Here is an 11,917-nt window from a genome sequence, read left to right as displayed (position 1 = left end):
GCGGAAATGGTGGCCCAGCCGGGGGACACTGTTCGGTTCCGATCCTCGGCGCCGAGCAAAGCCCGGCGCCGCAGGCCACCAACGGCGCATCGTTACGCAGCAGCGTGTTCCGATCCTCGGCGCCGAGCAAAGCCCGGCGCCGCTTTTTGGCTGGCTGGGTGGTGCCGCCTTTGTCGGGGAAGTTCCGATCCTCGGCGCCGAGCAAAGCCCGGCGCCGCCTGGTCGGCGTACAGCTGATCGGTGGCGTCCTCGTCGTTCCGATCCTCGGCGCCGAGCAAAGCCCGGCGCCGCCCTTCGCGAACAGCTATTTTTCGGCGACCGCGACAATCATCAACTTATCAACAAACCGTTCTGCGCTTTGGGAGCCCGAATCCTCGGGCGGATCTACTACGGGTCGCACGTCTAACCCGGGTCCGCCCCTTCACAAAATGACTGGGTGCCGCCAGTCGACCTCTGGCCCACGGCCAAGGGTCACCACGTAGCGACGGTACGGCTCACGCAGTCTATAGACGGCTACCCGATCGGATTTCGGGTCGATAACCTTCTCAACGTCATTTATCAGCAGGCGGACTTCGCGCATTTCCAGCTGACATTCGAAAACTGACTTTTGGACACGCTGACCGTACCCCTCGCAAACCTTCGCTATCCCGCGAAGACGACGCTCCCCGTCAGGTGACGCCGTGCTGATGTCATAGGCCACTAGTATCTCCATCTCACCGCCCTGTCGTTCTATATGGGAAATAATGCGTCAGATCGCCGCGAAGGTGCCGTGCCAGAAGAAGCGCCTGAAGTCCCGGCACTTTCCGCCGTTCAACGTCCTGGTCGACCACGCGATGCGGAATTGCCGTCCGTAGATGAGAGTCGAAGGCAGCAAGAAATGTTGTACGACTGTCGTCCCTCAGCCGCCATGCACCAGTGGGATCAACGCTGAAGGACTTCGTGCTCAACTGCCGGCGGTTGATGAGGGTCAGAACCAAACGATCAACGAACGGGGCCCGCAGTTCCTCCATCAGGTCGAGCGCAAGCGATGGCCGTCCGGGCCGGACTGGGTGAAGGTAACCAACCTGTGGGTCGAGCCCTACATGCTCAGCTGCGGCCACACACTGAGTCCGAAGCAATGCATAACCAAAGGACAAGAGCGCGTTGACAGGGTCCAGTGGCGGATGCCGTACTCTACCCGGGAACGTGAAGCCTTCGGGTGAAAGGAGACTGGACCATTCCGCGAAGTATCGTTTAGCTCCGATGCCCTCAATCCCTCGAAGCGAATCGAGATCGCCTGCAAATCTTGCCCTTTCGGCAAATATAGCGAGTTCGTCACCAGCCTCACGAAGCGCCTTGCTATGCGATGATCTATCCTTTGCCGCGTCAAGCAACACAACACGGGAGTTGAGCAGTTTAGCCGCAACGATGGTCCGCGCGATGTCGACGGATCGGTCGGTATCCACTGCAGCACGCCACTGCTCCATTCGCAGTAGGACATTTCCATGAGTGGGCGCACATAATCCGAACCGGAATCGACCACCGCTCGTCAACCACGAAACGTCAATTCCGTCTTCAGCACACCTGGCCATCACCGCTGTAGACAACGTGATATTTCCGAAGCAGACAATTGACTCGATGCTGCGCACTGGTGCCCGCACCGTCGGCTGGTCGGGCCGACGTACCTCGAACGAGTCGTGGTCGAGCGCGACAAACGTCCCCACCGTGGTGAGATAGAGACTGCGGCGCTTGTCGGCGATCAGGGCCACCAGGTCGCTCCGTGAAGACCACGCTGACGGTGTGAATCGCCAACCAACCTCGGCATGCACCACGCATTCAGCGAACATGCCGGGCACCGAGCATCATTCGCCGGTCGAGGAAGCGACTTCTGTTCGCAACGTGCGTCGCGGATCTCAGCCGCCGCGCGGTGTACGGCGGTTCTCAGCTCCTCGCTGGAGGTATCGACATCGCAAAATGTGTTGGTCGCGGCCAGGTAGATCCGTCCATACATTATTGGTATCGCGAGCATCTCCTCCAAGCAGATCGCCTGTCCCACAAGCTGTATCGCCGCCGCGTGATGTGACCGCCTTCCCGACTTGTGCTCGATCGGAATAGCTCGCTTGCCCTCCACTACGATGCGGTCACAACGGCCACGCAAATGGTGAACATGTGACGCAACCGCCACGGCCCAGTAAACCTGGACGCCGTGGCGGCTCTCATGGCCAACGGTGTCGACACGTTGATGCTCAAGATGGCCACGGGTCGTGTCATCGTTGTCGGTGAAGTGCTGCTCGTGATGGATAATGGCCCACTGACGCGGACAGTAGACCCAATGCTCGATTTCAGATAGCAGCACCCAGTCGCCGTCAATCACCGATCAGTGTATGGGTGACGCCAAGTGAATCGAGACCGTCCACGTCCACATCGACTTTGTAGTCGCTGAACTGACGTGCGGGGCCTTCCACCTTGCGTGTGATTGATATACGACCGAACAGCCGGTCGGGATGGCATCGCCCGTAGCGGTCTTCATGGCTGAAGATGTGGATTCCCCGGCAACCCGTCATACCCCGCGACGACGACCGATCGAGTGACCACATGCGCTGCAGCGCATCCCAGAAGACTTCGAGGTCTTCCTCGCCGAAACCCGTCTTGTCAGCAAGCGAGGGAGTTACGAACCCCTGTACGCGGAAAAGCGCGTACGGCACGATGTGTTTCGAGCCCATCTCACGATCCTTGCCGCCCTTCTCGCCGGTAGCAAGCTTCTCCAAATCCGATTCCTTTGTCACCGCGACCCGGGTAATCGTCAATTCAGATGGCAGAACGGGTTCGACGCTTCTGCTGATACCGGTAATCTGAATCGGGCCGCGAAGCTGACCCGCAGGATGGTCGCCTGTCGACATTACAGCGCCGAAGGCGCGGACATCGTAATAGCGCCGGGCAAGTTCAGCACCAACTTTCTGTTGTTCGGCCGCAGGGCGCTTGTTATTCGGCTTCATGCCAAGAGCTTCCGATGCGACGCGGTGCCGCTGATTGAGGGCAACTGCCTCGCCGACATAGATTTCGAAGCCCTCGCGGCCTACATAAGCATCCCCAATGAATGATCGGACTTTGCGCTTTACCGCCACATCGCTGACCCAGGCGTAGCCGGTTTCGGGATCACTGCGCGGCGCATTCCCATTGTCCGGGTCTCCGTTTGGGTTGCCGCCGGTGACGTCATATAGCATCAGGAAATCGTGTCGCCTCCCGATATCGAGATGAGCGGGCTTTGTCATATCACTCCTCCTTAGCGGTTGTTTCATCGGTATCTGCCTGCGCGCGATGGAAGCGCGCTTGTCGTTCGTCCCAATAGCCGAGCGCGAAGTCGGCTTGTTCCTCCAGCCTGAGTGTGACAGGCCAGCCCCCCGCCTCGATCAGCAATGCGACCAGGTCCGCTAACCGGCGGGAGATTGCGATCTGGGCGCCCTTGCCGCGGTCCGATCGACCGGCCTTCGCCAGATGGTGATTGGCGGTTTTGAAGAGACCTGCGAAGACTCTTTTCGGCGTCGTCGAGGCGCTGGCATAGTAGCGGTCGACGATCGTGCGGTTAATGTCGTAGCCGAGTGCGGCGTGCTGCGCAGCTTCGAGCTGTGCAAGCATTCGGCCGCAAAGCACCGCAGCCGTGTTGGGTTCGCCCATTCGATCCTCCTTCAGGTTCACGTAGAGATTCAGACATGCGAGGCGGCCGCCGACCGCAGTCCAGTCGATGTTGTCGCCGTTGCGAGGGGCTGGTACGGCCCTGCAACGGTCAATTAGCGCCGCCAACACGGAGCGCGGCAGTGGCGTCCCGGCCACTGCTGCGCGGACGAGCGCTTCAACAACCCGGTCCTTACGCGCCTTTCGCGCACTACCTTCGCCGGGCGGAACAGCAGCCTCGGCAAGATGCCAGATCGCGGGCCACCATGTGTGTCCGTCTCGCCCAGGTCGGGCGATGAGGTCAAGCCAGCGTTGTGTGCGCCTCTCGATCTCGGCGAGCGTGCTGACATGGTCAAAGCGGACAACAACACGACCCTCGGTCAACGACAGCCCAAGTAGGCGAAAACTATCCGATGGCGCGAGTCCAGGCCGGCCGGTCCAGGGTCTGCCGAGCAGAGCCGCGACATCGTCTTCATGCGGCGCGGCGATGATGTTGAACGGATCGAATGCCACGTCGGCGGCCAGCCACCATACGAATGTCAACTCGCCAATTCGCCTGTGGTGATGGTCATCCGCCAACAACCAGTTGAGTGCCTGGTGGCTGCGGATCGCCACGGGAACGGAGATCTGAGACCCACTGGACTGCTCGGCGTTGTAGCGCAATGCGGAACGAAAGTTTGCTGAAATCAGCTTTTGCGCCGTTCCACGCTTTACGAAGACATCCGGCGTTTTCCTCACCAAGGCTGAGTAGGTGTTCGAAACCTGGCATACGCCCTCGGTGCCGCCGCTGAGGTCGCCGCTCGTGATTTCCGCCCACCAATTACGGACCGTGGCCAACTCGTTCGGATCAACGCCGTTGACTCTGAAGCTGATAAGGGCGCTCGCTTCCTTTCTCTCGCCTCTGGAGTCGGCCTCAAATCTGAGACCCCGACTGAGAAACTCACCAATCGCGCGGTCGCGGTCAGAGACAAAACGAGCAATCGCATCAAACACGTACGCTACTGAGCTGTCTTGGTTCCGTAGCGCTTTCGCTGCTTCATCGAGCCGATCGATGAATGCGACACGAGCCTTCTGCGCGTTGCTCTTTGCCCTCTCGCTATCGTTCTTCGGCAGGCCAAGGACGTATTGGCCATTGTCGCATGCCAACAATGCGCGGATGCCACTCGTTCGGCCCAGCTCTGGAACAACTCGCACCGTTTCATCCGGACCGGTGTCGGTGATGCCCAAGCACCGCCCCGCGCTGTCAAGATCGACGATGAATCGAACTCGCTTGCGCTGATAGCCGATTGGAGGCAATCGATCCTCAGCTACAAGCCGACCGTAAAGATCATCAAGGCTTCGCAGGAGCATCATCGATCCTTCAGCCGCAGTGGAACCGGAATTTCATCAAGCACCCCATCGGTAACGGTCGCATTGAAGAACTCTGGCTTGGTTAGACTTCCGTCATCGCCGTGATAGCCCAAGTCGAGGCTCATCGGGCCGATTGGAATGGTCAGGCCCGAAAGTGGTCGCGTTATAGTCAGATCCGCAGGAGCAAACGATGCGGCGTACTCACGTAACCCGAGATATGGCGGCGAAAAGAAGGCACCACGCTCAACCCGTCGACGGAACTGGTCACGGTACTTGGCAACTGGGTCTGATGTGTGGGCCCGAAGGGATGGCCTCGCGAAGATGACATAGTCGACGTCTCTGAGGAAAAGGTTGTGTCGTTGTGTCCGGTCTTCCAGCACATCGATTCTGCCGTCGCGGCTTGCGCGCTTCTTCACCTCGTTGCGGGTCATCGAAACCCATTTCGGCTCGGCGAGCACCCAGATCCTGGTTACAATCCAGTCGAACTCTGGCTTCCAGAAAATCGATGAGAGCACACCTACCGCAGCGGGTGGTGTCATTACTGGGTAGGACACTCGTTCCGTGGCGTACTCGGGCCGCGTGAAGCAGGCAAACGGACCCCATACACGTACCGCGACTTCAAACGGATGACGGTTCACCAGATCAAAGCCTCCATTTCCTTATCGACCGAAAGCCCAAAGACACTGTCATACGGGCCATGCCAGACCAACACGCCAGCTTCGCGTTCTTCCACGAGCCCGGTTTCTTTGCAGCGGTTCAGCTCTCGGTCGCGAAGCGATACTGTGAACGGCTGGTGCTGCCTCAGAAAATGGCGCCGCGATGGTGGATCGTCCGGTAACATGATCGCCGTCGGATCGAAATCTCCATAGGGTACGAGCACAGGGGTAGTTTCCTGGGCGATCACGCGGTAGCTCTCGGCTACCTTTGTAAAATTCAGCGACTCGCGCTCGCGTTGAATTTCCAGTCTGTCCAGCTTGTCACGCGTGGCATGAATCAGCCGGTCGTAGTACGTTTCCAGCGTCTCGGGCGCGAATGGGTCGGCCCCCGAACGCAGAAGGTCGCGGGTGATTTGCGTGCCGATCTTGTATTCGTCAGGCGGAACATGGCCGTCGACCGGATCGATGAGAACCAGCTCGCCCCGGTCCGCGAGCCCATGCCGATTAACCCGCCCTGCGACCTGCACAACGGCAGGCAACGGCCCATACGCCCGGATGGCAACCGGGAAGTCGACATCGATGCCTGCTTCGACAACCTGCGTCGACACCAACGTGCACGGCCTACCTTCTCGAAGTCGCGCCAGGACCGCGTCGAGCACGTCGACCCGATGTTTCGGGCATAACCGACTCGAAAGGTGGGCCAGCCCAGCCCGCCCAACTAAGCGGCCACAGACCTCCCGGGCATCCGCGATGGTGTTAAGGACGACAAGACATTGCCCGCGGTGTCCGTCGCTCTCCGCGGCAACTCGTGACGCAAAGTCGTCCCATGAGAGCCGATCTGGGACAACGTGCGCGTCGGTGCGGTCGAAGACTTTGTTCCGATTTGCGACGTCGAGCAAGGCTCGGCGCTCGACTCCCTCGGCACTGCCAATCTTGTGGAACGGCGGCTGTGTTGCCGTTGTGAGGATAACCGAGCATCCGTACAACCTGACGAGTTCTCTGAGGACATCGAGCGTTGGGTCAAGCAATCGCCACGGCAACGACTGCACCTCGTCCAAGACGATGACGGATCGCGCCAAGCGATGCAGTTTCCGAGTCCGACTGGGATTGTTGCCGAACAGCGACTCCAACAACTGGACTGTCGTCGTCACGATGACGGTTGCGTCCCAATTCTCAGCCGCGAGGCGAGACCAGAGGCCGGTGCCGGATTGCGACTCACCCCGTGCGAACACTCCGGTGTGATGTTCAAGGACCACGGGCGCACCAGGCCCATCGTCAAGCAGTGTGCGGTAGACGTTTGCTACCTGCTCGGTCACCGAGACGAAGGGAACGGCGGTCACCACACGGCGAAGTCGGTTGACGTTCGCATGCCGCAGAGCGAACGCCAGCGCTGCAATCGTCTTGCCCGAACCCGTCGGTGCTGTGAGCTCGAACCATCCCGGGGGGGCAGAAGCCTTCGACGTCACCTCGCCGAACATCGCGGTTCGCGCCGGGGTCACCGGGTCGTGTTGACGTTCCGCCAGCGTGAGTTTGCGCCTGGCCTCGCAGCGATCGTCGAGAGCGCTGAGCCCGAGTGGCTGTGGGAATTCCCACCGGCCCCCCCGAAAGTGCTCCTCGGTGTCGAGCCTGTCGGCATCCACCAACGCAGAGAACACCATGCGAAGCCAGAACTCCATCCGCCGCATGCCAACCGCATCAGCCCGGGATCCGGGACGGAACTGCGGCGGTATTAGCGCCTGCGCCTCGGGACGTGTCAGGCCGAGCGTCTCGACGTGGTCGATCGCGGCTTGCTGGCCCACAGTCGGCTCATTACCCATTCTCGAGCCCACATCGGTCGCGTCCGGTATCCCACCGTGATGACCGACGATTACGGGCGCGAATGTTCCTAGTCCCCAAGTGGTGCAGAGGAATGCGCCCGCGTGCTTGTGATCGACCGTCGACAGTTTGTTCCCGGCATCGGCCGCAGCAAGGTACCGCTGCCACGCAGGATCAGCTTTGCCAAGATCGTGCAGCTCCCCCACCAATCGGCAGGCATCAGCCGAGCCGAATGCCTCGCCGAATGCGCCAGCCCGTCGCCCGGTTCCCACCAGATGGTCGGCCAACGAATGCCACAGGCCGCTGTCATTGCGCGAGTGTGCCGCGAGCACAGGTGGCGTGTGACCGTGCTCGGCTGGCCCGCCCATGGTTGGGATCGTTTGAGCCATGGCCGCAGCGTAAGGCAAGGGTGTGACAAGTCGTGCCGGATTCGCCTGGGCCGGGTTTCACCAGGTGACGGCGCGGAGAACGTTCGATCACACCGCTGGCGGCTCGATCCGCTCGATCGTGGTGCTCCGGTCGATAGACCGCTCGAAGGACGCGACCTTGCCGACACCGGTGCTCTCAGCGCGCGCGACGAGGTAGGCCTGCGCGACGTCGATGCGCTCGCTCTCGTAGACCTCGATCGCGCGCCGCAACAGGGCCGGAGTCCACGCTGAGTATCGAGCCGTTGCCGACGAGCGACCGTATCGCCTGAGCAATCTGGTCACGCGGCGGTTCATAGAACGACTCCACCACGTCCACCGTTTCCGCGACCACCAGGTCGGTCAGGAGTAAGCCCGGTTTGGTCGCCAGGTAGGCAGTCGCGCGTGCCGCTATGCCTGGCGGGTCGCCAGTCAAGTGTCGGACCACGACGTTCGCGTCGACGAACGCGCTCAACGTCGACCCGCCGCCCGTTTCGTCCTGGTGCGGCGGATCACCGCATCCCAGGCAACATTGCGCTTTGCCGCGGGTACGCGGATCGTGCCGGCCAGGGCGAGAAAGTCCGGTGCGCGGGCAACCACCGCTCGACGGCCCTCAAGCCGGAAGACGACCTGATCGCCCGGCTTCAGGGCCGAGCGCATCACCCACCGCTTGGAGAACCGTCACCCGCCCTTTCGACGTCATCGTGGCCGCAGCGTCCATCGCGCTTACCTAACCAATAAAGGTAGGGATACCTCCCCGCGATACCCGCCCCCGAGCCACCCGTACCCTCATAACCTGTGGAGCTGCTCGTCGCTGCCAATCCCGACACCGGTTCCCGACTTCCGTACCTGATCCGGGTGCCGGTGGGAGCGGGCCTGGTCTTCGCCACGTCGGATGTGTGGCCGCGCACCAAGGCGCTGTATTGCCATCGGCTCGACATCGCCTGGCCCGACGACGCCGTCATCGTCGACCGGGTCGAGCTGCGCAGCTGCAGTCGCCGCGGCGCGGCCATCGACGTCGTCGCTGCCCGCTCGCGGGAGAACCGATCCCAACTGGTGCACACGATGGCTCGCGGCCGCGAGGTGGTGTTCTGGCAAAGCCCCAAGACCCGCAAACAGTCCCGCCCGGGCGTGCGCACCCCCGCGGCCCGCGCCGCCGGTATCGAAGAACTCGACATCATCGTCGATTCCCACGAACGCTATCCCTACACGTTTACCGACAAGCCCGCGCGGACGACACGCGAAGCCCTTGCCTGCGGCGACTACGGACTCAAGGTCGCCGGGCAGCTCGTCGCAGCGGTCGAGCGTAAAGCGCTGTCGGACTTCACCTCTGGCGTGCTCGATGGCACGCTGAAATATCAGCTCACCGAGCTGGCGGCGCTGCCCCGGGCCGCGGTGGTGATCGAGGAGCGGTATTCGGAGATCTTTGCGCTGAGCTATGCCCGCCCGGCCGCGGTCGCCGACGGACTCGCCGAGTTACAGATCAGCTTCCCGACGGTGCCGATGGTGTTCTGCCAAACCCGCAAGCTCGCCCAGGAATACACCTACCGCTATCTTGCCGCCGCTCTGGCCTGGTTCATCGACGACGCCGGCGCCGCAACGGTTTTCGAGCCGGCCCCGGCCAATCCCGAGCCGAGCAGTGCCGAACTGCGCGCGTGGGCGATAGCCGTGGGTCTGCCGGTGTCCGACCGTGGGCGGCTGCGCCCGGAGATTCTGCGGGCGTGGCGGCAGGCTCATGAAGGGTCAGTCGCCGCCACCAGCATCGGACTTCGCGGCTGATCCCGTGGTTCTCGGGCCCACCGCACCATGCAAGAACTCGTCGAAAACAGCGTCGTGCTCGACGGCGAAGGCCTGCTCGAACGTCGCGCTGGGGCTGCTGGTCAGGTACCGCTTTGTGCACTCGAGCGCGGCCTGGGGCGCTTCGATGATGGTGCGTGCCATAGCCAAAGCGTCGTCCAGCACGCGGGCCGGTTCGCTGATGCGGTTGACGAGGCCGATGCGCAATGCCTCATGGGCATCGATGCGTCGTCCGGTGAGACACAGGTCGCGTGCGATGCCCATGCCAACGATCCACTGAAGCGGCGTAAACAACGGCGGTGCACCGAATTTGATCTCGGGATGTCCGAATACCGCACTGGCCGAAGCGATCCGAAAGTCACATAGCACACAGAGGTCCATGCCGCCGGCCACCGCCGGCCCGTTGACGGCGGCCACCAGCGGCTTGGGGAAGTGCCACACCGCCAGGTGGTAACGACGCGAGCTGTCCCGGATGCGCGCCGCAAGGTCGGCTTTCGCGAACTCGTCGAGGTCGAAGCCAGCGCAAAAGGTCGATCCCGCGCCGGTGAGCACTACCGCACGGATCGCCGGATCCGTCGCCCAGCCATCGAGCTGTTCGGTGATCTCGTTGCGAAGCTCGATCGACAACGCGTTACGCCGCTCTGGACGGCTCAGGGTCAGCGTCGCGACGCCGTCGTCGGCTAGCTGGGTGACAATGTGCCGGGTCATCGCTCCTCCACAGGTATCTAAACTTGCATCATGCCACTTGGGAGTGACTACCAGGGTCAAGATTGCGCGCTCGCTCGGGCGCTGGCGATCCTCGGCGAGCGCTGGACGCTGCTGATCATCCGCGACGCCTTCCACGGATTGACCCGCTACGACGAGTTCCTGCGCAGTCTCGGGCTGGCAACCAACATCTTGAGTGCCCGGCTGCAGAAATTGCTGGAGCACGGCGTGCTGGAGCGGACGGGGCCACGCGGTTCCTACCACCTGACCCAGAAGGGCCGCGACCTGTTTCCGGTGGTGTTGACGCTGATGGCCTGGGCTGACCGCTACGAGCAGGGACCCGCGGGGCCCGAGGTGGCGATCCTGCACACCGGCTGCGATCAGCCGGCCGGCGGCGGGCTGCGGTGCGAGCACTGCGGAGATCCCATCACCCTGCGCGATCTGCGGGTGGTGCCGGCGCCCGGCGCGGTCGGACCGGACGGCCGGCCGACCACCCTGACGCCGCCGCAACTGGCGGCGTGGGGGGCTCGTCCGGCACCAGATTGAATCCTGCGCCGCGGGTTGCCCTTTAGCTTGCACCATGCAAGTATTGGAGAACAACGACCACCGCCCGGAGAAGCTCATGTCGATCAGTCCACAGCTCGGCCGGGCGCACCGCGTCGACGTCCCGGCGGGCACGATCAACTACCGCGACCGCGGTAGCGGCTCACCGATGGTGTTCGTCCACGGCGTAGGCGTCAACGGCGACCTGTGGCGCCACGTGGCGCCACGGCTGGCAGCCAGCCACCGCTGCATCACCCCCGACCTGCCGTGGGGCTCCCATTCGATCCCGCTGAAACCCGATGCCGACCTGTCCTTGCCCGGCATGGCGCGAATCACCGCCGACTTCCTGGACGCCCTGGACCTCGACGACGTCACGATCGTCGCCAACGACACCGGTGGTGCCGTCGCACAAGCGCTGGTGAGCAGCCACCCCCAGCGAATCACCCGCCTGATACTCACCTCGTGCGACGCGTTCGAGAAGTTCCCACCCACGCCACAGAAGTACCTGAAGCTGACGTCACGCTCGCGGCTGCTCACCTGGATCGTGGCATACACCGTGCGGTTCAAGCCAATTCAGCGACTTCCGACCGCGTACGGGTTTGTCACGTCACGGGCGATGCCCAGCGACATCATGCGCTCCTTCACCGGCCCGGTGCGCGCCAACCCCGGCGTCAGGCGTGATTTCCGGCGCATGCTCCGATCGGTCGACACGAGATACACCTTCGAAGCCGCGGCTCGACTCGCCGGCTTCGACAAACCCGCGCTGGTGTTGTGGGCCAGCGACGACAAGATCTTCCCGCGCCAGCATGGACAACGGCTGGCAAAGCTGTTGCCGCAGGGCCGATTTGACCTGATCGCCGACAGCCGCACCTTCATTCCCGAAGAGCAGCCCGACCGGCTGGTCGCCGCGATCGAAAACTTCCTCGCCGCACACCCGGTTGTCGCCGAACCGCGGTCGGGCTAGCGCCGACCCGCAGCGACCTGCGCGCCCGCCTA

At 62.6% G+C, this 11,917-nt stretch carries 13 protein-coding genes; 3 read left to right on the top strand and 10 right to left on the bottom strand.

Annotated features, from left to right (window positions below; genetic code table 11):
• Window positions 1–421: 421 nt before the first annotated feature.
• The 9 genes from cas2 to B4U45_RS25840 all read right to left on the bottom strand — a co-directional run bounded on the left by cas2 (window position 422) and on the right by B4U45_RS25840 (window position 8,536).
• Entirely contained in the window at window positions 422–712 is a 291-nt protein-coding gene (gene cas2, locus B4U45_RS30595; protein WP_082275408.1) for a CRISPR-associated endonuclease Cas2, read from the bottom strand.
• 1 nt (window position 713) lies between these two features.
• Complete coding sequence (cas1c, locus tag B4U45_RS25875) at window positions 714–1,748, bottom strand: type I-C CRISPR-associated endonuclease Cas1c (protein WP_158006337.1); 1,035 nt, start codon at window positions 1,746–1,748, stop codon at window positions 714–716.
• Entirely contained in the window at window positions 1,739–2,353 is a 615-nt protein-coding gene (gene cas4 / locus B4U45_RS25870) for a CRISPR-associated protein Cas4 (protein WP_082275410.1), read from the bottom strand. The genes cas1c and cas4 overlap by 10 nt, the downstream gene beginning before the upstream one ends.
• A complete protein-coding gene (cas7c, locus tag B4U45_RS25865; RefSeq protein WP_075547202.1) occupies window positions 2,346–3,251 on the bottom strand; it encodes a type I-C CRISPR-associated protein Cas7/Csd2 in 906 nt (301 codons plus the stop codon). Before cas7c ends, cas4 begins: the two co-directional genes overlap by 8 nt.
• Window position 3,252: 1 nt before the next feature.
• Window positions 3,253–5,001 carry a type I-C CRISPR-associated protein Cas8c/Csd1 gene (cas8c, locus tag B4U45_RS25860; protein ID WP_075547203.1) on the bottom strand — a complete coding sequence of 583 codons (1,749 nt, stop codon included), beginning with the start codon at window positions 4,999–5,001 and terminating at the stop codon, window positions 3,253–3,255.
• Window positions 5,001–5,639: a type I-C CRISPR-associated protein Cas5c gene (gene cas5c, locus B4U45_RS25855; RefSeq protein WP_089025250.1), complete on the bottom strand. Its 639-nt coding sequence runs from the start codon at window positions 5,637–5,639 to the stop codon at window positions 5,001–5,003. Before cas5c ends, cas8c begins: the two co-directional genes overlap by 1 nt.
• Entirely contained in the window at window positions 5,636–7,840 is a 2,205-nt protein-coding gene (gene cas3 / locus B4U45_RS25850; RefSeq protein WP_183155375.1) for a CRISPR-associated helicase Cas3', read from the bottom strand. Before cas3 ends, cas5c begins: the two co-directional genes overlap by 4 nt.
• 108 nt (window positions 7,841–7,948) lie before the next feature.
• Window positions 7,949–8,110, bottom strand: a complete 162-nt coding sequence (locus B4U45_RS25845; RefSeq protein WP_158006338.1) for a hypothetical protein — start codon at window positions 8,108–8,110, stop codon at window positions 7,949–7,951.
• Between the two features lie 237 nt (window positions 8,111–8,347).
• Window positions 8,348–8,536, bottom strand: a complete 189-nt coding sequence (locus B4U45_RS25840; RefSeq protein WP_075547206.1) for a hypothetical protein — start codon at window positions 8,534–8,536, stop codon at window positions 8,348–8,350.
• 138 nt (window positions 8,537–8,674) lie between these two features.
• On the opposite strand from B4U45_RS25840, the gene B4U45_RS25835 reads away from it, so the two are divergent.
• On the top strand, window positions 8,675–9,655 hold the full coding sequence (locus B4U45_RS25835) for an ERCC4 domain-containing protein (RefSeq protein WP_075547207.1): 981 nt from the start codon (window positions 8,675–8,677) through the stop codon (window positions 9,653–9,655).
• Here the strand turns inward: B4U45_RS25835 and B4U45_RS25830 are convergent.
• Entirely contained in the window at window positions 9,620–10,381 is a 762-nt protein-coding gene (locus B4U45_RS25830) for an enoyl-CoA hydratase/isomerase family protein (RefSeq protein ID WP_075547208.1), read from the bottom strand. The genes B4U45_RS25835 and B4U45_RS25830 overlap by 36 nt on opposite strands.
• A 30-nt stretch (window positions 10,382–10,411) precedes the next feature.
• Between B4U45_RS25830 and B4U45_RS25825 the strand changes: the two genes are divergently transcribed.
• On the top strand, window positions 10,412–10,924 hold the full coding sequence (locus tag B4U45_RS25825; RefSeq protein WP_075547209.1) for a winged helix-turn-helix transcriptional regulator: 513 nt from the start codon (window positions 10,412–10,414) through the stop codon (window positions 10,922–10,924).
• A 43-nt stretch (window positions 10,925–10,967) separates the two neighbouring features.
• Window positions 10,968–11,885, top strand: a complete 918-nt coding sequence (locus tag B4U45_RS25820; protein ID WP_158006339.1) for an alpha/beta fold hydrolase — start codon at window positions 10,968–10,970, stop codon at window positions 11,883–11,885.
• Window positions 11,886–11,917: the final 32 nt, after the last annotated feature.

The organism is Mycobacterium persicum (assembly GCF_002086915.1).
Classification (GTDB): domain Bacteria; phylum Actinomycetota; class Actinomycetes; order Mycobacteriales; family Mycobacteriaceae; genus Mycobacterium; species Mycobacterium persicum.
This window is presented reverse-complemented; position numbering and strand designations above follow the sequence as displayed.